Genomic DNA, 25,487 nt, shown 5'->3' with positions numbered 1-25,487 from the left:
ATGGCCCTCGGTTACTCCGCAACTTCCTCTTCGATGGTCGTTCCGCTCACGTAGGAGGCTACGCGCACGCCCAGCAAACTGACGAAGACGCCGAGGAAGACGTACACCGCCAGTCGCGCCCCGGGGTCGAGGGTGAACTGGTTGATGGTCGTCTGGCCGACCGAGATTTCGGGAACGACGACGGGCGCGATTTTGCCGTCGCGCTGGAGGAAGTAGGCGGAAAACCCGCGGACGACCAGACCGACTGCGAGGACGCCGAACGGAAGGTTGAGGTAGGAGTTCCGAAGTCGGTCGTTGCGAATCGCCTCGTCCAGCAGTCGGCCCACGCTCGCGGTCAGCGCGGCGACCGCGAGCCACGGCACGCTCTCGAACGTGAACGCCATCGCGGTGATGAGGATGCTCTCCGTGGGTTCCAGCGGCGCGGCGCGGAGTGCACCTGCGAAGACGCCGATGAGCGACAACCCCAACGCGACGACGTAGGTGACGATTGAAACGCGCCCAGAGTACAGCGCATCGCGTGCTTCGCCGGGCAAATCGCGGAAGTAGTCCCCGATTGCGAGGCCCTTGTACAGGACGAACAGACCGATAACCGCGGTGATTGCCGAGGTCGCGATAGCCAGTCCCAGTTCGAGCAACAGTACCGGGAATGCGATGAGCGCGATACCGGTCGGGACGAGGACGGTCTGGCGCAGTTCCTCGTCTGCGAGGAACTGCTTCAGCAGGTAGTAGGTGGATTCGATGTCGCGGGCTTGTCGGACGACCACGCGGTCAACGGCATCGACGCGAATGCGACTTTCCACGATGGGAACCAACCGCTCGTCTTCCGCACTGTCGATGACGATGATGGCGGAATCGGGGTCGTGTTCAGCCACGAGTTCGTCCATTTGTGCGGCGACGGCGCGGTCTGCGCCCACCCGTGTTTCGGCGGTGCCGGAGATGACCGCGACTATCGGTTCCTCGTTGCCGTCGCGGAGGTCGCGGGCCACACGGAGCGTTTCGAGCAGACAGTTGACACTCGAATCCTCCGGGTCGGCGAGTCCGACATCGGTGACGAGCGAGCGAACTGCTTCCCACCCCGCGACGGGCATGTCAAGTCCGGTCTTGCGCCCGATGTCGTTGTTTCTATCGACGCACACCACCAGCGTACTCATTCGGTATCTGACTTCAGACGGGCAGGGGATAAAAAGGTCTTCTTTATGCCAACTGGCTGTCGTTCGTCAGACGTTTCCGTTGAGCGCGTCGAAAATACCGTCGGTGAACTCCCGATTCGTCCACAGGCTGACTTCCATCCCGCCCGCGACGACCGCCGATTCGACGGGTACCTGCCCGCCACCCATGCGAGCGTGCCCGCCTGCACCCGCACCCGGAATCTCGGACACTGCGGATTGCAGTGCTTTTCCCATGTGGACGCGGTCGTCGCGCGAACGACCCGAGACGTGAAACGTGTCTTCTTTCTGACCGTAAATGACGACCGCCGTCACGCCTTCGAGGTGCATGAGTTCGTCCGCGGCCTGCGGAATCGCATCCACGTTCGACAGTTCGCCGACGTTACAGACCGCGAACGAGCCACGAACTTCGCGTTCCGTGATGGCCCGCGATTTGATTTCGAGCACCTCCGCACTGACCTGCGGATTTGCGATTCTGTCGAGGCGGTGTTCGTCCACACCCTGATACAGATACGCGCAGGCCGAAAATTCCGCCTCGGAACAGCCGTTCGTGAGGTGTTTCGTGTCGGACTGAATCCCGTACAGCAGTCCGGTTGCGACGTCCGAGGGGAGAACGAATTCGTCTTCTGGCGGAATCTCGTCCGGCCCGACGGGAGTCGCACCGAGTTCCTCGAAATACTCCGATACGATGGTCGAACACGCGCCGTAGTTCGTTCGCTTGTCGGTGAACACTTCGCCGGTTCCGTTGCCGGGATGGTGGTCGATGACGGCGTAGGGTTCGATTCGTTCGGCCTCGTCGAATCCGCGAGGAGTGTTGTGGTCAACGAGGACGATGGTCGAAGAAGCGAGGTCGGTTACGTGTTTGACGCGAGTGAGTTCGAGGTCGAGAATCGTTCGGAACGCGCGATTTTCCTGATGTCGTATTTGGCCGGAATACTGTAATGTTACGTCCGTTTCGACCGTTTCGGCGAGATACGCGACGGCGATTGCACAGGCCATCGCGTCCGGGTCGGGGTTCGGATGCATGAGGACGACGATTTCGTCCCGTTTCGCCAGCGCCCGTTTGAGTCTGGCACCCATCGGTCGCCGAATCCACCGAACGACCAGCCACAACGACACCGCGAGCACGACTGTGCCCAGTGCCGCACCGACGACGAGCATCGTATTCTCGGAGCTATAAACCTGCGCCGTCCGAAATAGCCCCTGAACCGACTGGTCGGCCGGAAACTCCATACTCCGAATTGTCGATATGTGACAACAAGAACTTTTCCCAACGGTAACAGATGTCAGACGTTTCCGGGCTATCGGTATGCGGAAATCGCATCTTGGTACCCTTCCCGATACGTCGGATACCGAAGTTCGTAGCCCAACTCCCGCAATTTCTCGTTCGAACAACGTTTACTCGACCGCGCGCGTTCGGAGGTTGCGTCCCCCACCGTCGGCCCCTCGACACCGCACTGCTCCGCAAGCCACTCCGCGAGCGTCGGTTTCCAAATCGGTTCGTCGTCACACACAAGCACGGTTTCGTTCCGCGCCGAGTCGGTTTCCAACAGGAACCGAATCGCGCCCGCCGCATCGTCGCGGTGAATCAGGTTCAGGTATCGTTCTGCCACGGTTCCGTCCAAATAACGTTCCAGTCGGTATCGGTCAGGGCCGTACAATCCCGCGAATTGGGCAACCGTCCATTCCATATCGTGTTCCTCCCGAACGATTCGTTCGGCTCCGACCAGAATCTCCTGTCGCTCGGTTTCCGGTTCCAATGGCGTCGATTCGTCAACCCAATCCCCATTCCGGTCGCCGTACACGCCGGTGCTGGAGGTGTAGACGACTCGTTCCGGCGGCGAGTTACGTTCCGAAAAATGGGACAGCGTCGTTCGAAGGCCGTTCACGTAGGCGTTTCGTGCTGAATCCGAATCGCGGACGCCTGCACTGACTGCATAAACCAGCGCCTCCACGTCAGGAATCGCGGACAAGGATTTCTCGTCGGTTGCATCCGCTTGCACGCTATCGAACCCCGCGTCTTCGATGGTCTGTACGCCATCAGCAGACCGCCTGACGCCGACCACGTCGTGTCCGTTCTCGTCCAACTGTCGACCCAGTTCGAGGCCGACGTAGCCACAGCCGAGAATTGCGACGTTCATACGAAACCTTCGGATGCAATGCAGAAAACCCCGCCGTCTCGCTGTCCCGCTGTCTCGTCGTCTCATCGTCTTGTCGTTTCGCCATCTCGCCGAATCTCAGTCGCGGTCGTTTCGGGTTGCAATGAAATGGTGGACGAGCGCGTACTCTTCGAGCGTCATCGGCGCTCGCCCCTCGATTTTCTGCTGGAGTGCGCGCGCACCGAGGTCGCTGTCGATGCTGGACGCGAGCGTGTCGATGTCGAGAACGCCGGTCGTCATTCCCATCAGGAGGTGGTCGCGCACTTCGAGCAGGATGGTGTCTTTCGGCGGGGCGTCACCCGTCGCAAGGATGGCGGCGGCATCTTCGAGCGTGAGTTCCAGTTTCTCGCCATTTGCGACGGACTCGACCGCTTCTCGGTCAAGTTCCGTTTCTGCAACCACGTCGTCAACGCCGACTGATTCGGTTGTTCCCGCGAGTTCGGCGACGTACTGCGCGTGAACCTCCGCTGGCGTCAACTCGCCGGGGTTTTCTATTTCATCGTAGAGCATGCTCGCCACGAAGGGCGCGCGAGTCAAATGGGTTGTTACTCCGATTCGACCATCCCGGCGACCGTTCGTCCGCATCGCCGTTTACGTCGCCGACGCCACGCTTCCCCGGTGGAACCGCGATGAGAACCGTCGTCCACGTGTCGAACGAAACGGGCGTCGTTCGACCGAACAGTTCTTTTCTGCCGTCGCCGTCGAAATCCATCCGAACCGCTTGTGACTTCCGAGTGTACGCGACTGACGCGCCCGGAGAGACGGGCGACCCGTGTCGCGCCCGAACGGTAAACCGGGCGTAGGTTCCCGACACATCGACCTGCCAGACGTTGACCGTCGCGTACCAGTATCCCGGGACGGGGGCAACCGGCAATCCTGCTGTGAGACTCGCCATCGTCTCGTTGACCCATTTTTTCTGTGCACCCTCGACTCCCTTCTCTATCGTCTGTTTCGCCAGTCGCTTCGTTTCGTCCTCGACGATTGTTCGAACCGTTTTCCTCGCCGGTTCGACCGCCGACCCCTTCACGCCCTTCGTCTCCGAGCGCGCGGTTTCGAGTCCGATCTGAACCTGAATCGTCAGTCGGTCGCGCTGTATCTGGGTTCTCTGTGCTGTTCCTTGCTTTTCGAGTTCCGCCGCGATGGGTTTCGCCGCGGAACCGTTCGAGAGCGCGAGCGACCGGTCTGCCGTCGTCTCCCATCGGGCAAGTCCGCGGCGGATGGCGACCCAGCGTTCTCCCCAACTCAAATCGGTCGTTTCGAGGGAATCAGCGAGATTTTTCCTAACGCCGGTATTCGTCCGCCGAAGTGACCGCTGGAGGCCGGTTCGCTGTCTCCGCAGGCTTTCGTTGTCACCGCCCGAAAGCGTCCTGTTCGCGGCTTTTAAGGTGAGTGCGCCGTCTCGGAGACTCACCCGCTTTTCATCCCGCGCATCCGGCAATAACGAGACGATACCGTCCGTCACGTCTGCGGTGGGAACCGCGAACAGGTTGACGTTTCGTGCGGACATCGGATGGGCGTTCTCTCCCCGCGGAACTGCCGACACGTGGTCGTGTTCGACTGCCGAAAGCGTGAGATACGCGGGTGCGCCATCGACGGAAAGGGGCGTCGGCGTACCCGGACCACTCGTCGGAAGTGGATTCCGCGTCGGCGATTCGACCCGCGTTCTGGAATCGAGTATCTTCTGCACGCGGTCGAGCGGAATGCCAGTCGCGTCCCGAACCGCCGAAGTGAATCCTTTTTGCGTGCGTTCAGTTCGTTCCGCTCTGCTATCGAGGCGAGACGAAACCGCGTCGATGTACGCAGCGCGAACCGCGTAGCGCGCTCGCTCGGCCGTGCTGTCGTAGGTCGATGGTGCAGCCACCAACTCATCTCTGTTCGTTCGGATTTCCGCCGCCAGCGTCGCGGCCGGATTCGTTTTCCCACCGGCAACTGCGCCGCGGGAAACCGTCATCGTGCGGTTTTCGATTCGATTTCGGAGTTCACGAACGTCCCGATACGCCCACTCCCGCAGTTCGGTCGGAAGCCGACCCTGCACCGTTTTCGGACGCGTGTCGAGCGTGCCATCGACGGCCCGTTTCGAAAGGCTGTCCGGGCCGCCACGCGCTGAAACGAGCACGTCGACCGCTTTTCGCTCGACGTCCGCGAGATTCGCCCCGGAGAACGGCCCACCGGGTTCGTGCGCCGTCGGCAGCGGTCGTTCCGGTGCGAACTCGGTCGTCGTGTGGTCGCCCGCAACGCCGAGCGAAACGACGAACTCGTCCGTCCATCGCCGTGTCGTCGTTCGGTTCGTCCCGTCTTCGTTCTCCCAGCGGTCGATTGTTACGTGCGTTTGGGTGACACGTCGGTCAGCAGTCCACAACAGATGCCATCCGGGAGGTGTTCCGGGGCGCTCTTCGTCGGCCTTTTCGGCGGACACTCGCGTTTTGGATTTCTGTTCTACGAGCGTCCAGTTTTTCCCCGGCGACCGCGGTTTGGGACGAGATTCGTCTCGAACCGTTCGGACGGTTGCAACCGTCCGAACGGGAACTTCGGAGGCGGATTCGAGTGCAGTGTCGAACTGGTTTTTTTCGCCACCTGCGGATGCTTCGTTCTCTCCGATGAGGTCGAACAGTGCCCTGTCCGCCGATTCATTCACGCCGACGACCATTCCATCTTCGGGCGAGTACGTCGTATTCGTCGGGCCGGAGATGGTCTGCGGTTCGTCGGCGAGGGTGTCGGTCGTTTCCAACACGATGTCCGTCCAGAACGTCCCTCGTTTCGTAGTCGGAATCAGGACGTCTGACAGTCCGACGCGAGCAGTCGCCCGCCGGAGTCCGTTCCGTCCGGCAGGGTCGCTTCGACCGAAGGCGTTTCGTTGTTCTTCCAGCATCGCCCCGTTCGCCATCAGTTCGACGTGGCGATTCGTCAACACGTTTCCGATGGGCGCACCGCCGTACTGGGCGTAGCCGCGCGCCCACGTCGTCGCATACAGTCGTGCAGTCAGTCGTCGCCCGAGGCCGGGGTCGAACGGGTCGCGGTTCAGCCGCGTTTCGTACCGCTGAACTCGCTCGTGAAGCGCGAGAACAGGCGTTTCGACGACCATGGTGATGTTTCGAGCGGTTTCCGCGACGATAGATTCGTCGCGGTACGCTCGCAGTGTGACGTTTTCGATTCTGACTCGAAGCCCCGATTCGGTCGCATTTCCGACCGGTTCGACGTGGACTCGCTCCGTCGCACGCCGGAGCGAACTGGCGTTTGCTGTCGGGGAAAGCGACGGCGTCGCGCGAACGTCGCCGACGCGGACAGAGGTGGATTCGAGTCGCTCCCGCGCAGTGAGATAGATCCGGAGTCGGAGATACTCCCGAAACGCCGCAGAATCGTTGATGATCTCACCGGTAGTCGTGTTTGCGGGTTCGATGAGCGGTTGTGCGGATGCGTCGTTTCCGGCCCGCTGAACCGCGCCTCGAAGGGCAGTCTGCGTACTCGCCGTGGCGTGTTCCATCGCTCGCTCGACGCTTCGGTCTACCGTCGGCGACGTTCGAGTCGCAAGCGTCCCCGCGAACGTCGCACTGCCGACCAGTAGCAAGACGCCGACGAGAGCGAACGGAACCCGTCCCCGAGTATCCGCTGCCAATTTCATGCAGACCACGTCCTGACGACGAGTTCCGCCCGTCCGACGGAGACGGATTGGGCCGCTTCCACTGGCGATTCGAACGTTTTCCGGAGTTCGGTTTCGATTGTCGTAGTCATCGCCCGAACGAGTGTTTGTCTGGTTCCTATTCCACCACCGTCGTTCGCACCGCTCGGCAATTTGGCATCGTACCGTTTGTTCAGTCGTTGGAATCGACCGGCCGCGGAATCCGCCACCGCGGGTCGGTCGTGGAGCGCAAGATTCGTCGAATGCTTCGGAACCAACCCGGAGACGATTCCGGTCGCAACGACGTGTGCAACGCCGCGATAGCCATCCTGCCGTGCCGCGTCGAGTGCACCGTCTCGAACTCCCGGTAGTCCGCTCGCAACAGACAGGGAGGTGGCGTGGACAGTTGCGTCTCGCGGTGGCAAGTTTCCGACAGCGGTGTCTCCCCGAATGTGGGCGTCTCGGTACGGTCGCCAGCGAACGACGACGTGTGTATTCGTCCCGTTCGTGATACCGATTTGATTCCGTACTCTCCGTGCGACGGCGGTTTCGAAATTCTCGCTCTCCGGCAGTAGCTCGGTTCCGTGAACCGTCGTATTGGCAATCGCGGCCTCGGTGAGCAGTCCCGCGACTGTGCCGTGATGTTTCCGCGGCAGCGGTTTTTGTTTGGTTCGGATGGTGTAGTTCACCGCCGCAGTGCTGGTGGTGAGAACGTTTGCCGTCGATTCGGCGGCCGGTTCCTTGCCGGTCGGTTCCTCGTCGGTTGTGGTCTGACGGGGCGACTGCGCCCCGACGAGGACGAACGCGCTGGCGCTCACCAACAGCAAACAGAGCGTCACGTCGAAGACGGTGCTGATGGCCCGTCGCCGGGTTTTGCCCATCACCACACCTCCACGCGCAGGCGGGCCGGGCGGATGTTTCCTGGAGAGATTCGAACGCTCACGACGGTTTCGGCGATTTCAGCAGAATTCGCGGTTTCCGCAGAATTCGCAGTCTTCGGGACTGGCGGGCCTGCGTGCCACAGTTGGGTCTGGTTTCCGTTCCCCGAATCCGTCGCAAGCGTGATGTTGAGGCGGCGACCCGCCGGTTTCGTTCGGAGCGCGTCCGCGAGTCGAGTCGGTTCCACGATGCCGTTCGAACTGATGACCTGCTCGACTTCCGATAGCGTCGCTGGCGCTGGATTCCGATTCGGTTCCGGCATCGCGTCGCCCAAGACTCCTGTGTAGGTCACGAGTCCGACGCACACGGCGAACACCGCGACGAGTGCGGGGAGCGGTTCGGCTTGCGCCCGTTCACGCGACCAGTGTGGCATCCACTCCCTCCCACGAAACACAGCGAATCCGAAGGGTGTTGTCCGCACCCTGCCACGTTGCTTTCCGATTTCCGGCGACGCGTACCGCCGACGCGAAATCGGTCGGGGAATCAAACACGGAATCCGGTGGCTCTCCGTTCAATACTCGCCGCAGATTCGTGTCTCGTTTCGAGCCGTCCACGCTCCCGACCGGAACGACGGAATCCGAGACGAACGCGGCGTGGGCAGAACCGCCCACACCGCGTAATCCGATTCCACGAGCATCGAGTTTGACTTCCCGCGCCGAAATCGGATGCTCCGCGGTCGCAGTGTACTCACATCCCGCAACGGAATCGACCGTGTTGACCGCACGGACGGCGTCCGGCGGCGGTGTCGTCGGCAGTTCGGCGGCGACGCCGAACACCGCCAGACTCGCCACCGCCACGCCGAGCCAGACGTACCACGCATCGACAGGTGCATCGAACATGGCCCGGAGTGGGTTCGTTTTCCGACTTAAACCTACGCTCAGGCTACAGTTCCCGCGAGTACGAACGCGGCAAGGTAGATTCCGGTTGCAGAGAGCAAGGCGTGGCCGACTCGGTACCCGACGAGCGTTCTGTCGAGTCCGTGTTCCAATCCGACCGCCAGCGTCGTGAGTATCGCCGAAAGTAACAGGACGTAGACGCCGACTGCGAGTCCGAGAACGTCCGCTGGAAACGTTCCGGCGAGAGCCGCGTTCGTTCCTGTTGCTCCAACGTCCCCCATTCCACCGGCGAGAGCAACTGTCGCCCCCGAAACGAGCGGGCCGAACAGCGACCCCGTGTGGCGAAGCGTTCCGGTCACTTGCGCCAATTCACGTCGTGCCTCTCGTTCGACCTGCTGAAGGTCGTCCAGATGGTCTGCCATCGACAGCACCGCACCGCCAGCGGGCCGTCCTTCCCGTGCTGAAAGCGCGAGGAGTGCCGCGGCACTCCTCGCGCGTGGGCTTGGCACGTCCGCGAGCGCGCCGTGGTTACCGAGGAAGGATTCTCGAACGCCGACTCGAAGCCGTCGCTGGATACTGTCTGCCCGCACGAACAGTTTTCCTGTCTCGCCGGGAATTTCGTCGCTGGCGACCGAAATCGCGCGCTCGACGGCGATTCCGTCGTTCACCCGCCGACCGACGAGATACAGCGCGTCGGTCAAATTCTCCTCGGCGGCGTGAACCCGGCTTCTGACCCGAACTGTCGGTTGTGTCACCCCGACGAGCGAGCATCCCAGCGTGCATCCGACACCGGCAATCCAGCGCGTCCAGTCCGGAAGCAGGAATCCGGTGACGAAAAACGCAACCCCGCCAGCGATGGAACTCAGAATCAGCACGTCGCGCCGTCGATTCGGAACGTCCGGATGCGCGCGAGTCACGTTCGGCGGCGGAAACGCGACCGGACGGTGGGTGAGAAGCCACACGCAGCAGGCGACGAGCGCGAGCGGAAGTACGACGTCGTAGACGACGACCAGTACGGTCGGCGACAGTGGCACACCTGCGGCCCGTGCCGACGGGAGTACTGCGACCAGCGCGAGCGGAAGCAAAACCCCGAAAGCGTACATCGCTGTCGCCGGTTCCCGAATCTCCGACACGAACTCCGCCATCTCTTCCCGTGTCCCGTCGAGTATCGCCGACAGCGCACGGTCGAGCGTTCGCTCCCGTTCGTCAGGCGGGGCTTCGCTGGCGGCCGAAACGAGCGTCACTGCTCGATTGAGCGCTGGATTCCACGAGCTCCACTCCTCGGCGAACGCGGCAAACCCGGACTCCGGCGAACCGACCGCGCGCCGAACGTGGCCATCCAAACTGGCAGCAAGCGGGCCGTCGCCGGTTCGGGCCGAAAACTCGGCGGCGGTTTCCGCGGTCGGTTCGATTCGCATCCGAAGCACCGCTCTGGCGACGAGGTCGGGCGCGTCACCGAGCGCTTGCGTGCGTTTCGCCGCGGCGAGCAGGACGGGAGCGCGCCGAACTACCGCCGAAACGAGGAGCGAACCGGCGAACAGGAATCCAGCGGTCGGAATACGTATTTTCGGGGGCACCAGTACCGTCACGACGAGCGCGACGAAACAGCTGAGAATCGCCGCCCCGTTTCCGGCCTGGATGATTTTCGTGCTGTCCGCGTCAGTTCCAAGAAATCCGAGTGCGCGGTCGATGTCGGCATCGGATGAAACGTCCCACGGATACAGGGCGGCGAGGCGTACGAGCATCACGCTGACTCGTCACCCGTTTTCGACCTATCCATTCTCGACCCGTCCGCTTTCGACCGGTTTATTCTCGACCTGCTCATTTTCGATTCGGTCACCGAAAATTCCGGGTTTAATGTGTTGACTCGGTTCTCAATCTCGCTCGTTCGGGCGGCGAGTGCCGCCCGAACGTCGGCATACGTTTCAGCCGATTCCGCGAGGTCGGACACGAGGACGCTGTTTCCGCGGTCGATTCGCCCGGTCGAAGCGAGATTCCCATCGTCGAGTTTGTACAGCGGTTCGAACCGAATCGAGTCGCCGTCTCCGACGACTTCCTCGATTCCTTTGACGCGCTTGCCGCTTTCGCCGCTGTCGCCGCTGGTTTCGCCCGATTCGTATGATTCGAGGGTGACGACGAACTGCGTCGTGGCGAACGACGACGGTGTCACGCCGAGGTCAGTCACGACTCGCTCGTACACCGCCTCGCCGCAGTCGCCGTGAATGGTTCCGAGAACCGCGCTTCCGCTGGCACCGACTCGCATGGCTTCGTACAGAACGCTCACTTCCTCTCCGCGAACTTCGCCGATGACGAGCGCGCCCTCACCCAACCGAAGCGCAGTTTTGAGGGCGTCTGCCGGTCTGACTCCCGGTTCGTCTTCGTTCGCGGTCGTCAGCAGTGATTGCACGTCTCGTCCGTCGCGCTGAAGCGATTCGACGGGGAGTTCCCGCGTATCCTCGATGACGACGGTTCGCGTTCCGCTCGGCAGTTCCCAAAGGAGCGCGCCGAGGCAGGTCGTCTTTCCCCCGCCGCGAGTTCCTGCGACCAAACCTGCGGCAGCCCGTTCGACGGCGAGCGAAAGCAATCCAGCGGCGTCCGCGGGCACCGTTCCGTTTTCCACCAACATCGGAAGCGTCCACGTGTCCCCGGACTGGACGCGAAACGCAAATCCGACCCCGTCGCTGACGGGGTCGGTTACTCCGGCGACGCGGACGGTCGTATCGTGAACCTCGGCAACCGCGTCGAGGGTCGGACTCGCGCGAGAGAATGCGCGACCGCTCCGCCGCCGAAAGCCGGACGCGAGGGACTCCGCGCCCGCCGTCGTCAGGCGAACGTTGGTCTGCATCAGTTCGCCCTCGATTCGGACGCGGAGGGGATTTTCCTCGACCGGGGCCGTCGCAAACACGTCCGAGATGGCGGCATCCGCGAACAAATCGGAGAGAATTCCGTAGCCTTGGGTGTACTTTCGGAGAACTGCTGCAAGGTCGTCAATCGGGTCATCGACGGTTGCGACCGCTCTGACGGCCTGGCCGGGCGCTCGTTTTCCGGTACCCGCTCCTCTACCAACACTACCGCTTGCGAGTCGTTCCGTGGCGCGATGGAGCGTTTCGAGGGCCGATGCGTCGAACGAGGTTTCGAGCGGTTCGAGGTGGTAGGTTCGAAGGGTATCGTTTTCGACGGTAGTCGCGGTACCGGCGGTGTCGTAGCATCGAACCGTCGCGCCCGTTTCGAGCGTGTACTGGTCTTCGAGTCGAGCGCGGGGTGGCGGTCGAACCGCCACCCGCGAGCGCGCGATTGTCGGCCCGACGAACGGTCGGAACTCGTCGTAGCCGTCGATTCGGTGGACGCCTTCCGCGAGGCCGGTTTCCGCGACGATTTTCGACACCTGTCCAGCACGGCCCACGGCGTCGGTTCCCGCCCGAATCGGGTCGCGGCGCGCCCGTTCTGCGAGGGTTTCGTCGTAAAACGCGACTCGTTCGGCAAACCGTCCCGCCGAGACGAGAAACGCGGCGTCGTCGCCTTCGTAGGCGCGTTCGATGCCGTTCCGTCGAACCAGCACTTGATTCGCCTCGCGCTGCGTGAGCGCGTCGATAACCGTCGCTCGACAGGCGGGGTTCTCCGATAAAATCCCGCCGCCCGAACAGTCGTTCGCGTCGACGGAGAGCAGGTCGCCGTCGAACGAACTGGTACAGTCGCAGTGGTGTTCTTTCTCGGCGTTCCGGGCCTTCGAAAACGGATTTCTCGCCAATCGGTTCCACATGGGTCGGCGTGGTTCCGTCTTCCGATTTAAAGCTCAGGCAGTAGAAGAAGGCGATTCGTCGATGGGAGTGACGAGGACGAGACGCTTTCCCCGCCGTTCGACCAGTCGGAATGCGATTTCGGTTCGTCCCGTATCGCGGACGACCAGCGGAGTCCGGTCGGTTTCGAGATGCCAATCGTGATCGCGTTTCTGCCCACCGGCGCGGGCAACGCGGAGGTCGAACGGAACGTGCCGAACGTGGGTTTCGCCGCCGGCGCGATAGGCGAGAACGTCGCCGTGAGCGTCTTTTTCGCGTTCGTGTCCCGATTCGGGAACGCCGCCGATAGCGACGAATTCGATTCGGGCAGTGCTCGTGGATTCGTGCGGAATCGAGAGTGTAACCACTCTGCGGGCACCGGGATGCCCCATCGAAACCGTAGTTTCCGTTGAGAGGTCGAGGAGGGCGTTTTCCACGGTTGCTAGCTCTCCCGCCGCGTGGTGTTCCGCACGCGTCGTTCGCGCATCCTCGATGGCGGGATAGGAGACGCTACAGAAGGCGACGACGAGAATCACGGCGAGAACGACGCGAACGCTCACAGCATTCCGCGGAGTCGCGCGAAGATTGAATCCGATTCTGTCTCCGATTCTGTCTCCGATTCCGTTTCGGATGTTCCTCCCGAAAGCTGGCGTTTTGTCGGGAGTTCCGAGGTGCGTCCACCGGCAGGCTCGCGGCCGGTAGTTGATGATTCCCGGTGCGTCGAACGATACTCGGATGATTCGCGTCGGTTGGATTTCGATTCGGCCTTCGCAAGGGCGGCGTCCGCCCGTCGTTCGACCTCCGCGTTGACCGCACGGATGTTGCCGACGTAACCTCGGAGCGCTTGGACGGCGGCGTCGAGTTCGTCCAGTCGCGGTTCTATGTCGTCCATTCTCGATTCGAGTTCGTCGAGGCGCGCGGTCAGTTCGGATACTGTCACCGAATTCACTGTTCGATGGTCGTCTACACTCGTGTCTTCGCGCACAGAAGAATCCGAACCGTTCTCGGTTAGCGCGCGTTCGACGGCGCGGAGACGCGTATCGAGGGTTTCTATGTTCGACATGGACGGCATTGGTTTCGCTTATCTACTTAAAATTGATGTGACCGATGGCAGAAAATTCATTACGGGTGAACGGGTGGGCTTTGGCATGAAAGTCGTCCTGATTGGTATCGGTCAAGCCGGGGGGAAACTGACACAGAAACTCGTCGAGTTCGACGCAAACATGAATTTCAACGCGATACAGGGTGCGTTGGCGGTTAACTCCGCGAAAACTGATTTACAGTCGCTCGACCTCGACACGATTCTCGTCGGTCAAGAGCGAGTGAAAGGGCACGGCGTCGGCGGGGACAACGAACTCGGTGCAGAGGTTATGCAAAGCGATGCGGGCGAAGTGATGAGCGCGCTCGACGGACGCATCACGGCGAAAGCCGAAGCAATCTTCGTCGTCGCGGGACTCGGCGGCGGAACCGGTAGCGGCGGCGCACCGGTGCTCGTCCACGAACTCCAGCGAATCTACGAGATGCCCGTCTACGCGCTCGGTATCCTCCCGGGTCGCGGCGAGGGGTCGATGTATCAAGCCAACGCTGGTCGGTCGCTCAAAACCGTCGTTCGAGAGGCGGATGCGTCCCTTCTCATCGATAACGATGCGTGGCACGAATCCGGCCAGAGCGTCGGCGAAGCGTTCGACGCCATCAACCAGCAAATCGCTCAGCGCGTGGGCATTCTACTCGCCTCGGGCGAAGCGGTTGAAGGCGTCGGCGAGAGCGTGGTCGATTCGAGCGAAGTTATCAACACGCTTCGCTCGGGCGGTATCGCGGCCCTCGGCTATGCCAGCGCGGGCGCGAGCGAGGAAAGTGGAGAGAACATCAACACGGTGACGAGCAACACGCGGCAAGCAATCCTGAGCAATCTCAGCGTGCCGAAAGCGACGGACGCCGATTCCGCGCTGCTGGTTGTTGCCGGTGATTCCGACCGAATCCCGCGGAAGGGCGTCGAGAAGGCCCGAAAATGGCTCGAAGGGGAAACAGGAAGCCTGCAAGTTCGGGGCGGGGACTTCCCGTTGGACAGCGACCGATTGGCTTCGCTCATCCTCCTCGGCGGCGTCGAACGCTCCCCGCGCATGAAGGAGTTCATGAAGCGAGCAAAGGAGGCAAATCAACAGGAAGAGCGCAAAGAAGACCCGGCAGAGATGTTCCAGAACGACGAACTCGACAATCTGTTCTGAGCGGATTCGAATTAGCTTCGTTCGTCTTCGACCATCGCCTCCAGACGGTCGAGTCCGAGTTCGATTCGCTCCGTACTATTCGCAAAGCTCAACCGAAGATACCCTTCGCCAGCGTCGCCGAACGCGGTTCCGGGTGCGGTGACGACGCCGTATTCGGAAAGCAGACGTTCCGCAACGTCGGCGCTGTCGCCGTCGAGTTCGCTCACGTCCAAAAACGCGTAGAACGCGCCGTCAGGTTGCGGACACGAAATGTGTGGGATTTCCTCGACGCGATTTACCAGATAGTCTCGTCGTTCGCGGAACGCCGCCCGCATCTCGTGGACTGGGTCTTGTGGCCCGGTCACGGCGGCGAGCGCGGCGTGTTGGGCGATACTCGACGGGCAGGCCGTCGTGCTTTCGCCGAGGCTCGTGGCGGCCGAAATCACGTCTTCGGGGCCGACGAGCCACCCGAGACGCCATCCGGTCATAGCGTAGGTTTTCGAGCAGGAATCGACGGTTAGCAGACCTTCGGGATAGTCCGTGTAGGACGCAATTCGCCGATGGTCGTCGCCGTAGGTGAGGCGGGCGTACACCTCGTCCGCGATGACGAACGCGTCGTGTTCCTGTGCTGCCTCAACAACCTCCGTGACAGCGTCCTCGTCGTACACCTGCCCGGTCGGGTTCGATGGAGTAGTCAAAATAACTGCGGCAGTGTCCTGACTCAACTGCTCGGTGATTCTGTCCGGGTCAAGGTCGAAGCCATCCTCCGCAGCGAGCGGAATCGGAACGGGTGTAGCTCCCGCGAGTCGCGCCTGATTCCGGTAGTTCGGCCACGCTGGCGTCGGAATCAGTACGTCGTCTCCCGGTTCCGCGATTGCCGAGAGCGCCAAGGACAAGGCTTCCATCGCGCCGGTCGTAACCGAAACGTGCCGTTCAGGGTCGAACGAAACGCCGGTTTCGTCGGTCATTCGCTCCGCGATTGCGGTGCGAAGTTCGGGGATTCCAGCCCCGGAGGTGTAATGCGTTTTTCCGTTCCGTGCCGATTGCTCTGCCGCGTCGATGACGTGTTCCGGCGTGTCGAAATCCGGTTCGCCGACTTCCAGTCGGACGAGGTCGCCGCCCTGTGCTTCCGCGAGTTCGAACATCACTCGAATCCCCGACCGCTCGAAATTGGTCGCTCGTGACGCGATTCTGGTCATGGTTTCGACCGTTGCGTTCTCGGCGCAAGTAGCTTTGCAGACCCATCGCGGTTTGCCGGGTTGTGCGGATTTTTGCGGGAGTTCGAAACTGAAATCGGAATCGGACGGGAACCTATTAGGTCGCTCCGGATTCAGTTTCCGGCATGGTATCCGAACTCTTCGATGGGGAACGCTGGGAGGAAATCACGGACTTCGATTTCCGCGACATCACCTACCACAAGGCGAAAGAACAAGGAACGGTTCGAATCGCCTTCGACCGCCCGGACGTGCGAAACGCCTTCCGTCCCGGTACGGTGGACGAACTCTACCGCGCGCTCGACCACGCGAAACGCCAGACCGACGTTGGCTGTGTCCTCCTGACCGGCAACGGGCCATCATCGAAGGACGGAGGGTGGGCGTTCTGTTCCGGCGGCGACCAGCGCGTTCGCGGCGGCGCAGGCTACGAATATCAGGGAGAAGACGAGGAGAGCGAAGCCGCGTCCGAAGCGGGCCGACTCCACATCCTCGAAGTCCAGCGACTCATCCGTCACATTCCCAAGCCAGTCATCTGCGTGGTTCCGGGGTGGGCGGTCGGCGGCGGCCACAGTCTCCACGTCGTTTGCGACATGACGCTCGCTTCGGAAGAGCACGCGAAGTTCCTCCAGACCGACCCCGACGTGGCGAGTTTCGACGCCGGGTTCGGGTCGGCCTACCTCGCAAAACAGGTCGGCCAGAAAAAAGCCCGCGAAGTGTTCTTCCTCGGAAAAACCTACTCCGCCGAGGAAGCCACAGAGATGGGCATGGCGAACGAAGCAGTTCCGCACGAGGAACTGGAGGACGTGGCCTTGGAGTGGGCAGAGGCAATCAATTCCAAGAGTCCGACCGCGATGCGGATGCTCAAGTATGCTTTCAACATGACCGACGACGGCATGGTCGGCCAGCAAGTGTTCGCGGGTGAAGCCACCCGACTTGGGTACATGACCGACGAGGCCCAAGAAGGCCGGGACGCCTTTGTCGAGAAGCGTGACCCGGACTTCTCAGACTACCGCTGGCACTACTGACCTACCTTTTGACTACCACCTTTTACGACGGTCGCAGCCACGCGGGACGGCGGCGGTCGCCGTCCCGCGTGCTGACTCCCTGTAAAAGCTGGACCAAAAGCACTCCTCCTTCATTTTGTTTCGGCAAACTCGCGGTGCGAGTTTGCCAAACTCCATTCAGTCGTCGGCCCGCTCGCTCGTCGCTGTCGCTCCTCGCTCGCGATGAATCGCAGAAAGACAAATTGACCCTTAGTACGTTTCGACCGAGACGCGGAGTTCCTCGAAATCGCGCACGTTGTCGGTGAGCACGGAATCGTCCAACACCTCGGCAGTCGCCGCGATGTAGGCGTCGTTTGGCCCGATACCGCCATCACCGCCGGAAGCGTCGTCGGCCTGCGCGAGCAACTGCCCGGCAGTTCGCGCGATTTCCTCGTCGATTTTTATTCGGGGGTAGCCGAGCAGTCGGTTTCGAACCTCGCTTTCCATCATATCGCTCCGAACCGTCGCCACGCCGTAGTACGTTTCTGCAACAACTGGCGTTGGCAACCACTGTTCTCCTCGGAGACGGGAGAACGCTATCGGTCGACCAAATTTCTCAATTTCCGGAACATTCATTTTCTATTGAATCGTCGTGACGCATAACCATGGGTGAAACCGCCCCCCGAACCGACCCTAAAGATACTTATTTAAAAGGAATTACGGCAACAGGACTCGCTATCGGAATCGTCGTCATAATCGCGCTATTTTGGAGGCAGTTCGCGTTTGCAGACCTCCCCTTCGGTCTTCCTGTGATAACATATCTTCTGGTTACTATCTCGCTCGTGCAACTCGCTCGGAGCATTCGAATGAACGACCAATTGCGGCAAGGAGCGTCCCTCGGACTCGTCAGTGGCGTTCTCCTGACCGTAGTCGGTTTGGAACCGATGGCGCACTGTGCGGACACGGCATCGTCTGGCTGTGGCACGTCGTTCGACCCCTTCTTCCCCCTTCTCGCAGTCGGGTTTCTGTTGACGGTCGGACTGCTGTACGTCGATATTCACAGGCGGTAGAACGTCCAATTCGATTTAAGTAGCTCTCGTGATAAGGTAGAGATATGGATGGAAGACGGGTCGTATTCTGACCCGACGCATTGACTTCTGATAGCGACTGCTCCGGATTCTCTGAAATCGCCATTCCAACAACCATTCCATCAACCATCCAGTCGGCATTTAAGTGGTTCTGGCGACAAGATAAAGATACGGACGGAAAGCGGGGCGGGTTCTACCGGAAACTCACACGGACACCAGCGGTAGCTATCGACGTGCTGAAACTATTTCTTCTCCAAACCAACCTTTGAACTATCTCGCCCGAGTACACAGGTGTGATGCATCGAGGTGACGGCGATTCGCAGACTGCCAGTTGGCAGTGGGGAGTGGAAGCGGACGCCACACAGGACGACCGAGAAGCGCGCGAACTGAGCCAACTGCCGGGGGATGGTGCGGTTCGGCGGGCCGACCTTCAGCGCGACCAGTCGGTAAGAAAGTGGGGGCCGGTGACGCCCAGTGCAACCGTTATCGGGCGCGCGAAATCGCCGGAGGACGATTTGAGCGACAGCATCCGCCGACTGCACGAGGAACGCCATTCTGCGATGGCCGGACACAGCAGTCGGATGCACCACCTCGACAAACTGCGCGTGAGTCACGCGCTTTGCAACGACCTCTCTTTGACGCCGTGGCAACGCGACTGCGTCCTCGGCGTCATGTCGGAACTCGATTTGACCGCCTTCGGAAGCCAGCGGGCCATCCCGAAGGTCGCGCTGGTCGTCATCCGCCATATCGTTGACCGGGAGCGCGAGCATCACCTCGGACTGCACGACGACGAGTGGATACGCGGCCTACCGCCGGAGCGACTGACCGACCTGTACGACCAGTTCGAATCGCTGACGGACGAAGCGCAGTTCACGCAACTGGCCGAAAAACACGGCCTCAATATCACGAGTTTGAACCGCCTCCGGCGCGTGCTTCGGGAACAACTGGACGAAAACGAGTTAGAGTACGCGGTTCACGGTCGGAATCCGCACCGCGATCCGAACCTGCCGAGTCTCACGAGTCGGGGGATGGGTGCTGAAGCGGGAGACTAAGTAGAGCTAAGACGGCAAAAGCAAACGCTACCGAGTGTCGATTTCTGCGTAGAACACGAGCCGACCTTCCTCGTATCTACTCCTTGTCGCTAGAACCACTTAAATGGATGTCGAGCCAGTTCGACTCGCTTCGTGACAGAACATTTCACTCGATTCCGCGAAAACCGTAGATGCTATACCCCACTCGCTAGAACAGTCGTAGCAATGAACGACACGGCGACCGAGGTTTCTCGCACGAAAGCGTGGCTCATGGCGGCCAGACCGCACACCCTCCCCGCCGCCGCCGCCCCGATTTTCGTCGGCGTCGGCCTCGCCGTCCACGAGGGCCTGTTCGCCCCGCTTCCCGCGCTCGCCGCTTTCGTCGGCGCAGCGCTCATCCAAATCGGTACCAACTTCGCAAACGACTACTACGACGCCGTGAAGGGCGTCGATACCGACGAGCGAAAAGGATTCACCCGGGTCACCCAATCCGGCCTCATCGCGGCCGACGAGGTCAAGCGCGCGATGTACGGAACGTTCCTGCTCGCTATTGTCGTCGGCGCGTACCTGGTGTACGTCGGCGGACTTCCGATTCTGATTATCGGACTAGCTAGCGTAATTAGTGGTATCGCCTACGCAGGCGGGCCGTTTCCGCTCGGTTCGAACGGCTTGGGCGACCTGTTCGTCTTCGTCTTCTTCGGCGTCGTCGCCGTGATGGGGACGTTCTACGTGCAGGCCGCGGCAGTGCTCGCCGCACCGCTCGCGCTTGGGATTCCCGCCGGAACCGTCACGTGGCAGGCGTTTTTGGCGAGTCTCCCGGTCGCGGCAATCTCCACGAACATCCTCGTCGTGAACAACGTCCGGGATTTGGAAACCGACAAGAAAGCAGGCAAAAAGACGCTGGCGGTGCTCATCGGCTACTCGGCCAGTCGCGCCGAGTTCGTCGGTCTGCTAGCACTCTCGTACCTCGTTCCCATCTACTTCTGGACGAGTAGCGAGTTCGGCCTTCTCGTCCTCCTGCCTCTGCTTACCGGCCCCTACGCCGTGATGGTCGCCCGAACCCTGCTAACGGAAACGTCGGGCGAGGCGCTCAATCCCGCGCTCGAACAGACGGGGAAACTGCTGGCCGTCCACTCGGCCCTGTTCGCCCTCGGAATGGTGATGTGAGATGAGAGTCGAAACGCGAGAGTTTTCGCTCCAACTGGAATCGCCGCTCGACACGGCCCACGGTTCGATTGAACACCGAAAGGGCATCCTCGTTCGAATCGAGGACGGCGACGAAGTTGGAATTGGCGAGGCGACGCCGCTGCCGGGGTGGACCGAGTCGCTTCCGGCGTGTCGTGCCGCGCTTGCCGACATCGAAGCGCCGGGGGATGAACTTTCGACCCTCGAAGAGCGGTTGGCCACTCTCGAATCGACGCCTGCGGCCAGACACGGCCTTTCACTCGCGCTCGCGGACATCCGGGCGAAGCGCGACGGCGTTCCGCTCTACCGACACTTCGGCGGCCCGGAACAGGTCGAAGTGATTCAAGCGAATGCGACCGTCGGCGACTGCTCACCCGCCGAAACAGTGGATGCAGTAAAGGACGCGGTTTCTGCCGGATTCGAATGCGTGAAAGTGAAAGTCGGTGTGCGGTCGGTGACCGACGACGTGGCGCGACTTCGAGCCGTCCGCGACGCCGTCGGTTTCGACATCGAACTCCGAGTCGATGTCAATGGCGGCTGGTCACGCGCGCAAGCACGCGAAGCGTTTCACAAGCTCGACCCCCTTCGAATCGCCTACGTGGAACAGCCGGTTTCAGGGGACGACCTCGACGCCCTCGCCGACCTCCGCGGTCGGTCGGTTCGCGTCGCGGCCGACGAATCGATAGCCGAAACCTCGGTCGATGCCGTCCTCGACGCCGAGGCCGCCGACGTTCTCATCTGCAAGCCCATGGTGCTTGGTGGCCCGGACAAGGTCGTGGAAGTCGCCGAACGTGCCCGCGATGTTGGTGTCACACCGGTCGTGACGACCACCATCGACGGCGTGGTGGCCCGAACCGCCGCGATTCACGCCGCGGCCGCGATTCCCGACCGCCCGGCGAGCGGACTCGCAACCGGGACGATGCTCGCCCGCGATTTGGGGCCAGACCGCACTCGCCTCGTTGACGGTTCGGTCAGCGTCCCGCAGGACGCAGGAAACGGCGTCGCGGATACGTGGGGACGGCGATGAACCCCCAAAATACGGTAGATTGGCTCGCACACAGGGCCGACGTGTCGCCGGAAGCGACCGCGCTCATCGAGGCCGAAGACGGGAAACAGTGGACGTATGCCGACCTCGACTCTGCCGTGGAAGAAACCGCGGGACAACTCGCCGGACTCGGTCTTCGCGCGGGCGACCATCTCGGTATTCTGATGGAAACGCGAATGGCGTCGATTCGGCTCGTTCACGCCGCGGTGCGACTCGGGTGCGTGCTGGTGCCGCTGAACGTTCGCCTCGCAGAACCAGAACTTCGCCGACAGGTCGGTCACACCGACCTGTCGGCACTCGTCTGTGAGGCCGAAACAAAATCGACTGCCCGCGAAATTCCCGGGGACGTTCCGGTCGCGTCGGTCGATGCATCGACCGACGCGACCCTCGGCGAGTGCGAACGAGTCGGATTCACGGCGAAACGGTGGTCACACGACGACCCGCAAGTGATGTTGTTCACCTCGGGAACGACCGGCAATCCGAAGGCCGTTGTCCTCACGATGGGGAATTTGTTTGCCAGCGCGACCGCCTCGGCGTTTCGGCTCGGCGTCCTTCCCGACGACCGCTGGCACCTCTGCCTTTCGACCTACCACATGGGCGGACTCGCTCCCCTCCTGCGTTCCACGCTGTACGGAACCACCGTGGTGGTTCAAACTGGAACCGGATTTGACCCCGAGGAGACGCTAGAAAACGTTCGGAAGTACGGCGCAACCGGTATCTCGCTCGTTCCGACGATGCTCCGCCGAATGTTAGACGCCGGAACTATTTCTGATTCCCTTCGATTCGTCCTGCTCGGCGGGGCGCCTGCCCGCAACGAACTGGTTCGTGAATGCGAAAAACGCGAGGTTCCAGTTCACCCGACCTACGGAATGACCGAAACTGCGTCGCAAATCGCCACCGCCAGACCCGCGGAGGCGTTTTCACGTCTCGGGACGGTCGGCCGACCGCTCATGTTCACCGACGTTACGGTTCTCGACGAAGACGGAAACCCGACCGAACCGGGCACCGCGGGCGAACTCGTCGTCTCCGGCCCAACGGTCATGGCAGGCTACTACGGCAATTCGGAGGCGACAGCGGAAGCGTTCGGCGACTACGGCCTACACACCGGCGACATTGGCTACCGCGACGAGGGGGGCCGTATCTGGGTGCTGAACCGGCGTTCCGACCGAATCGTCACCGGGGGGGAGAACGTCCACCCCGGAGAGGTTGTGGCCGTACTCCGGGAACATCCCGGGATTCGGGAGGTTGCGGTCGTCGGCGTCGAAGACGACGAATGGGGCGAGCGAATCGGCGCGCTCGTCGTTCCAGTAGGTGATGAGGTGGAAACGATGTCCCTCGAATCAGTTCGGGAGTTCTGCGAGGGCCGCCTTGCAGGATACAAGCACCCCAGACTGCTCGAAACGGCGGCGGAACTGCCGCGAACCACCTCCGGAACCATCGACCGCGAAGCAGTCCGCGAGCGACTACGGTAGGGACATTTCCGTCGGGTTTCGTCAGTTTATCTGCAACGAATCCTTTTATTCGATGGAAACCAACAGACCGCCGTGTGTACTCTCATTGTCGCGTGGCAGGTGTTCGACGGAACGCCAATCGTCGCCGCCGCCAACCGCGATGAGGCGTTAGGCCGTCCGTCACGTTCCCCCGCAGTCCTTGACCACGACCCCCTCGTCGTCGCTCCACAGGACGAGGAGGCCGGCGGAACGTGGATAGGCTACAACGAACACGGCCTGTTCGTCGGCGTGACGAACCGACCGGCCGAAATCGACGGAGAACGCTCCCGCGGGTTACTGGTTCGGGATACCTTGTCCCACGAGTCCTCCGCCGATGCCCTCGGATTCGTTCACGACGAACTCGCAGAACGGCAGTACGCCGGATTCAACCTTTTCCTGGCCGATACCGACGAAGCGAGCGTTCTGGAGTGGGACGGCGTCCTCGAAGCGACGCCCCTCGAACCGGGCTACCACGTCGTCGTCAACGAAGGAATGAACTGCGACGCACCGAAGTCGGAGCGGATTTTAAATGCCGTCCACCCCGACCTCAGTGAGGACGCTTCCGTTGCGGAGTGGCGCGAGCGAGCGAAAACCGTTCTCCGCGACCACGACATCGGGGCGTGCGTCCACGGCGATGGCTACGGAACTCGCTCCTCGTCCATCGTTACCATCAACAGCGAGGGCGTCGGCACCTACGAATTCGCCGATGGCCCACCTTGCGAGACGGCGTACCGAAGCGTGGAAGGTCACCTTTAAACGCCCGCCCGTCCCTGTATGGAACATGAGCACGGCCACGTCCGAGGACGACCTCACCGAGGACGAGTTCGCGGGACTCGAACTCGTCCGCGAAACGGGCGGCATCCACCAGAGCGACTTCTGGAAACAGCTCGACGTTTCGTCCCGGAAGGGCAGTCGAATCGTCGAATCGCTGGTCGCAAAGGGACTCGTCCAGCGCGAAAAGACCGTCTACGACGGGCACAACACCTACTTCGTCACCCCCGCCGCGAAAGACCTCAATTTCGCCCTCCTGATGGCGGGCGACATGCTCTCGCCGTTCATCGGTGAGGAGGAAATCGACCCCGAAAGCGACGCCTTTTCGCAGTGGATTATGAACCTCGCCTACGAGGAGTAAACAGGATTCTTTTCGTAGGTTCACGAACAGCAATAGTTTTTAGAGGATGGAGACTTCCTTGTCTTGCGTCTATTTTCCTTAAGAAAATTTAATTCACACACCAATCTACTGTGGTTCAATGAATAGGAGAGAATTTTTACAAACAGTTTCTAGTTCGTCTACACTCGCTGTTTCTGGCTGCTTCGCTCCAATATTTGGCTCGATGAATTTGCACGCGATTAATTGGAGTACTCAAGAAAATTTTGAGTTGTTTTCTTAATTGACCATATTATTTTAGAGGACAATAATAAATACACGATACATGTTTATTATACCCTTCATTAAATTAAAGTGGATATGAACAAACATATAGATGATGTCTAGAAATGACAGAATAAACCGTAGAAGCGTATTAAAAAAGTTTGGCGTTGCAAGTAGTGCATCGCTTCTTCCTTCTACAGTTGGAGCCTCAGAATCCCGTCGGGATGTCGAAAGGTTGTCTGAAACTGAGATTGAGCAAACCATCTCAAACATTCAAAATGAAAAAGAATCATTGAAGATTTTAGATTATATTTCAGATCATGGTTGGACTTCCCAATTCGGGGAGGGAACATATAGACAGATAATAGCTCCGGAGGGGAATGATTTCAAGCTAGCTGCTATCCCACTATCAAATTCCGAGGTTGAAACTGATGGAGTGTTCCGCTGGACCAGCGGGACAGATAGGCCCACAAGCGCGAATATTATAAATACTGATGAACATGAAGAAACCTCAATTACTGTTCAAAATGAGAGTGTGACAACTGTTACCGAAAAATATGTCGCTAGTAGTACCAGAAATACTGGTGATAATGCTACTATTCGCAAGCCTATTGGTCCCGGTGGTGGAGGGGGAGGAGGCGTTTGTTATCGCTGTGGTTGCGATACTGTGGTCTCTGAAAATTGTACCAATTGGAACTATGATTGTTTAGCAATTGTTGCTGCTGCTTGGGGTCTGAGCTGTGCCACTGGTGGCTTAGTCGGATGCGTTATTGCTTCGGGTGGTAATTTAGCGTTGTGGGTCGTTGGTGATAATTGTAACGTGTACGATAATTATAAGGTTAGCAGGACAAAAGTGGGATACGCTTGTGAATACGACTAGATAATTAATAAAACATTTTAAGCAGTTATCTCTTTGTGATTTTTATAATTGCTGAGTGAAATTCTAAGAACTATGCCAGATAGACACATAGCAATACCATATATTAAAATAATTAGTGATATTCGTAAATCAGAACTAATTGGAAGATCTGAGGTTACTCCGAGATATGATCCAAGAGTGATAGTTAATGCAAATAGCGCAGAAAAAAGATTGCTAGATGATTGTATGAGATGACGATATTTAATCAATAGTCCCACACCAATAAAATATGTTGTGAATGTAACACTGGCTAACTTTAAGTTCCAAAAAGAGCTAAAATACATCATTCCCGTTGCAGTGGTTGCCACTAGTAAACCCGATACAATTGATGTCTTGTCGTCCATAAGTTAACTATCTCTTTAGCGCATATATAACATTCTATTAAAAAATAAATAATATACAATACTTGGTCGCGAATATCCCATTAGCTAATTACCGGATATTCCATCTCCTCAGTAACAGTT

At 60.2% G+C, this 25,487-nt stretch carries 24 protein-coding genes; 10 read left to right on the top strand and 14 right to left on the bottom strand.

Going from position 1 to position 25,487, the window contains the following annotated elements; genetic code table 11:
• Positions 1–11: 11 nt before the first annotated feature.
• From HL45_RS11475 to HL45_RS11420, 12 genes are all read right to left on the bottom strand, one after another.
• The gene (locus HL45_RS11475; RefSeq protein WP_049971233.1) at positions 12–1,151 is read right to left on the bottom strand and encodes a DUF373 family protein; all 1,140 of its coding nucleotides are present in this window, start codon (positions 1,149–1,151) and stop codon (positions 12–14) included.
• Between the two features lie 66 nt (positions 1,152–1,217).
• A complete protein-coding gene (locus HL45_RS11470; RefSeq protein WP_049971232.1) occupies positions 1,218–2,399 on the bottom strand; it encodes a DHH family phosphoesterase in 1,182 nt (393 codons plus the stop codon).
• Positions 2,400–2,467: 68 nt separating this feature from the next.
• Complete coding sequence (locus tag HL45_RS11465; protein ID WP_049971231.1) at positions 2,468–3,307, bottom strand: SDR family oxidoreductase; 840 nt, start codon at positions 3,305–3,307, stop codon at positions 2,468–2,470.
• 96 nt (positions 3,308–3,403) lie between these two features.
• The gene (locus HL45_RS11460; protein WP_233274756.1) at positions 3,404–3,835 is read right to left on the bottom strand and encodes a DUF5791 family protein; all 432 of its coding nucleotides are present in this window, start codon (positions 3,833–3,835) and stop codon (positions 3,404–3,406) included.
• Positions 3,822–6,944 carry a DUF7286 family protein gene (locus HL45_RS11455; RefSeq protein WP_233274755.1) on the bottom strand — a complete coding sequence of 1,041 codons (3,123 nt, stop codon included), beginning with the start codon at positions 6,942–6,944 and terminating at the stop codon, positions 3,822–3,824. Before HL45_RS11455 ends, HL45_RS11460 begins: the two co-directional genes overlap by 14 nt.
• Complete coding sequence (locus HL45_RS11450) at positions 6,941–7,822, bottom strand: DUF7284 family protein (RefSeq protein ID WP_049971230.1); 882 nt, start codon at positions 7,820–7,822, stop codon at positions 6,941–6,943. Before HL45_RS11450 ends, HL45_RS11455 begins: the two co-directional genes overlap by 4 nt.
• Positions 7,822–8,253, bottom strand: a complete 432-nt coding sequence (locus HL45_RS11445; RefSeq protein WP_049971229.1) for a DUF7285 family protein — start codon at positions 8,251–8,253, stop codon at positions 7,822–7,824. Before HL45_RS11445 ends, HL45_RS11450 begins: the two co-directional genes overlap by 1 nt.
• The gene (locus HL45_RS11440) at positions 8,234–8,719 is read right to left on the bottom strand and encodes a DUF7283 family protein (protein ID WP_049971228.1); all 486 of its coding nucleotides are present in this window, start codon (positions 8,717–8,719) and stop codon (positions 8,234–8,236) included. The genes HL45_RS11445 and HL45_RS11440 overlap by 20 nt, the downstream gene beginning before the upstream one ends.
• Before the next feature lie 38 nt (positions 8,720–8,757).
• Positions 8,758–10,461, bottom strand: a complete 1,704-nt coding sequence (locus HL45_RS11435) for a hypothetical protein (RefSeq protein ID WP_049971227.1) — start codon at positions 10,459–10,461, stop codon at positions 8,758–8,760.
• Positions 10,461–12,476, bottom strand: coding sequence for an ATPase, T2SS/T4P/T4SS family (locus HL45_RS11430; RefSeq protein ID WP_084156885.1), 2,016 nt, complete (start codon positions 12,474–12,476; stop codon positions 10,461–10,463). Before HL45_RS11430 ends, HL45_RS11435 begins: the two co-directional genes overlap by 1 nt.
• Before the next feature lie 33 nt (positions 12,477–12,509).
• Complete coding sequence (locus tag HL45_RS11425) at positions 12,510–13,052, bottom strand: DUF7311 family protein (RefSeq protein ID WP_049971226.1); 543 nt, start codon at positions 13,050–13,052, stop codon at positions 12,510–12,512.
• Positions 13,049–13,555 (bottom strand): DUF7310 family coiled-coil domain-containing protein, encoded by a 507-nt coding sequence (locus HL45_RS11420; RefSeq protein WP_049971225.1) that lies wholly within the window; start codon positions 13,553–13,555, stop codon positions 13,049–13,051. The genes HL45_RS11425 and HL45_RS11420 overlap by 4 nt, the downstream gene beginning before the upstream one ends.
• A gap of 85 nt (positions 13,556–13,640) precedes the next feature.
• Here HL45_RS11420 and HL45_RS11415 point away from each other — a divergent pair, with 85 nt between their 5' ends.
• A complete protein-coding gene (locus HL45_RS11415; protein ID WP_049972006.1) occupies positions 13,641–14,717 on the top strand; it encodes a tubulin/FtsZ family protein in 1,077 nt (358 codons plus the stop codon).
• A gap of 11 nt (positions 14,718–14,728) precedes the next feature.
• Here HL45_RS11415 and HL45_RS11410 read toward each other — a convergent pair whose 3' ends face one another.
• Positions 14,729–15,895, bottom strand: coding sequence for a pyridoxal phosphate-dependent aminotransferase (locus HL45_RS11410; protein WP_049971224.1), 1,167 nt, complete (start codon positions 15,893–15,895; stop codon positions 14,729–14,731).
• Positions 15,896–16,038: 143 nt separating this feature from the next.
• On the opposite strand from HL45_RS11410, the gene HL45_RS11405 reads away from it, so the two are divergent.
• A complete protein-coding gene (locus tag HL45_RS11405) occupies positions 16,039–16,935 on the top strand; it encodes a 1,4-dihydroxy-2-naphthoyl-CoA synthase (protein ID WP_049971223.1) in 897 nt (298 codons plus the stop codon).
• A gap of 228 nt (positions 16,936–17,163) precedes the next feature.
• Here the strand turns inward: HL45_RS11405 and HL45_RS11400 are convergent, their stop codons facing one another.
• The gene (locus tag HL45_RS11400) at positions 17,164–17,460 is read right to left on the bottom strand and encodes a type II toxin-antitoxin system VapC family toxin (RefSeq protein WP_233274754.1); all 297 of its coding nucleotides are present in this window, start codon (positions 17,458–17,460) and stop codon (positions 17,164–17,166) included.
• 299 nt (positions 17,461–17,759) lie between these two features.
• Between HL45_RS11400 and HL45_RS21630 the strand changes: the two genes are divergently transcribed.
• From HL45_RS21630 to HL45_RS20420, 8 genes are all read left to right on the top strand, one after another.
• A complete protein-coding gene (locus tag HL45_RS21630; protein ID WP_233274753.1) occupies positions 17,760–17,963 on the top strand; it encodes a hypothetical protein in 204 nt (67 codons plus the stop codon).
• 314 nt (positions 17,964–18,277) lie between these two features.
• Entirely contained in the window at positions 18,278–19,033 is a 756-nt protein-coding gene (locus HL45_RS11390) for a hypothetical protein (RefSeq protein WP_049971221.1), read from the top strand.
• 204 nt (positions 19,034–19,237) lie between these two features.
• Entirely contained in the window at positions 19,238–20,179 is a 942-nt protein-coding gene (locus tag HL45_RS11385; protein WP_049971220.1) for a 1,4-dihydroxy-2-naphthoate polyprenyltransferase, read from the top strand.
• Between the two features lies 1 nt (position 20,180).
• Positions 20,181–21,224 (top strand): mandelate racemase/muconate lactonizing enzyme family protein, encoded by a 1,044-nt coding sequence (locus HL45_RS11380; protein ID WP_049971219.1) that lies wholly within the window; start codon positions 20,181–20,183, stop codon positions 21,222–21,224.
• The gene (gene menE / locus HL45_RS11375; RefSeq protein ID WP_049971218.1) at positions 21,221–22,714 is read left to right on the top strand and encodes an o-succinylbenzoate--CoA ligase; all 1,494 of its coding nucleotides are present in this window, start codon (positions 21,221–21,223) and stop codon (positions 22,712–22,714) included. Before HL45_RS11380 ends, menE begins: the two co-directional genes overlap by 4 nt.
• Positions 22,715–22,786: 72 nt before the next feature.
• Positions 22,787–23,488: an NRDE family protein gene (locus tag HL45_RS11370; RefSeq protein WP_049971217.1), complete on the top strand. Its 702-nt coding sequence runs from the start codon at positions 22,787–22,789 to the stop codon at positions 23,486–23,488.
• Positions 23,489–23,513: 25 nt separating this feature from the next.
• Entirely contained in the window at positions 23,514–23,864 is a 351-nt protein-coding gene (locus HL45_RS11365; RefSeq protein ID WP_049971216.1) for a helix-turn-helix transcriptional regulator, read from the top strand.
• A gap of 355 nt (positions 23,865–24,219) precedes the next feature.
• Positions 24,220–24,984 (top strand): hypothetical protein, encoded by a 765-nt coding sequence (locus tag HL45_RS20420; RefSeq protein WP_144240069.1) that lies wholly within the window; start codon positions 24,220–24,222, stop codon positions 24,982–24,984.
• Positions 24,985–25,487: the final 503 nt, after the last annotated feature.

This window comes from Haladaptatus cibarius D43, assembly GCF_000710615.1.
GTDB lineage: Archaea > Halobacteriota > Halobacteria > Halobacteriales > Haladaptataceae > Haladaptatus > Haladaptatus cibarius.
Note: the sequence above shows the minus strand (reverse complement) of the source record. Positions and strands in the feature narration are given on the sequence as shown.

Coding starts and splice junctions, on each gene's coding strand:
- HL45_RS11475 (WP_049971233.1), bottom strand. CDS start 1,151: ATGAGTACGCTGGTGGTGTGCGTCGATAGAAACAACGACATCGGGCGC.
- HL45_RS11470 (WP_049971232.1), bottom strand. CDS start 2,399: ATGGAGTTTCCGGCCGACCAGTCGGTTCAGGGGCTATTTCGGACGGCG.
- HL45_RS11465 (WP_049971231.1), bottom strand. CDS start 3,307: ATGAACGTCGCAATTCTCGGCTGTGGCTACGTCGGCCTCGAACTGGGT.
- HL45_RS11460 (WP_233274756.1), bottom strand. CDS start 3,835: ATGCTCTACGATGAAATAGAAAACCCCGGCGAGTTGACGCCAGCGGAG.
- HL45_RS11455 (WP_233274755.1), bottom strand. CDS start 6,944: ATGAAATTGGCAGCGGATACTCGGGGACGGGTTCCGTTCGCTCTCGTC.
- HL45_RS11450 (WP_049971230.1), bottom strand. CDS start 7,822: ATGGGCAAAACCCGGCGACGGGCCATCAGCACCGTCTTCGACGTGACG.
- HL45_RS11445 (WP_049971229.1), bottom strand. CDS start 8,253: ATGCCACACTGGTCGCGTGAACGGGCGCAAGCCGAACCGCTCCCCGCA.
- HL45_RS11440 (WP_049971228.1), bottom strand. CDS start 8,719: ATGTTCGATGCACCTGTCGATGCGTGGTACGTCTGGCTCGGCGTGGCG.
- HL45_RS11435 (WP_049971227.1), bottom strand. CDS start 10,461: ATGCTCGTACGCCTCGCCGCCCTGTATCCGTGGGACGTTTCATCCGAT.
- HL45_RS11430 (WP_084156885.1), bottom strand. CDS start 12,476: ATGTGGAACCGATTGGCGAGAAATCCGTTTTCGAAGGCCCGGAACGCC.
- HL45_RS11420 (WP_049971225.1), bottom strand. CDS start 13,555: ATGTCGAACATAGAAACCCTCGATACGCGTCTCCGCGCCGTCGAACGC.
- HL45_RS11415 (WP_049972006.1), top strand. CDS start 13,641: ATGAAAGTCGTCCTGATTGGTATCGGTCAAGCCGGGGGGAAACTGACA.
- HL45_RS11410 (WP_049971224.1), bottom strand. CDS start 15,895: ATGACCAGAATCGCGTCACGAGCGACCAATTTCGAGCGGTCGGGGATT.
- HL45_RS11405 (WP_049971223.1), top strand. CDS start 16,039: ATGGTATCCGAACTCTTCGATGGGGAACGCTGGGAGGAAATCACGGAC.
- HL45_RS21630 (WP_233274753.1), top strand. CDS start 17,760: ATGAACGACCAATTGCGGCAAGGAGCGTCCCTCGGACTCGTCAGTGGC.
- HL45_RS11390 (WP_049971221.1), top strand. CDS start 18,278: ATGCATCGAGGTGACGGCGATTCGCAGACTGCCAGTTGGCAGTGGGGA.
- HL45_RS11385 (WP_049971220.1), top strand. CDS start 19,238: ATGAACGACACGGCGACCGAGGTTTCTCGCACGAAAGCGTGGCTCATG.
- HL45_RS11380 (WP_049971219.1), top strand. CDS start 20,181: ATGAGAGTCGAAACGCGAGAGTTTTCGCTCCAACTGGAATCGCCGCTC.
- menE (WP_049971218.1), top strand. CDS start 21,221: ATGAACCCCCAAAATACGGTAGATTGGCTCGCACACAGGGCCGACGTG.
- HL45_RS11365 (WP_049971216.1), top strand. CDS start 23,514: ATGAGCACGGCCACGTCCGAGGACGACCTCACCGAGGACGAGTTCGCG.
- HL45_RS20420 (WP_144240069.1), top strand. CDS start 24,220: ATGTCTAGAAATGACAGAATAAACCGTAGAAGCGTATTAAAAAAGTTT.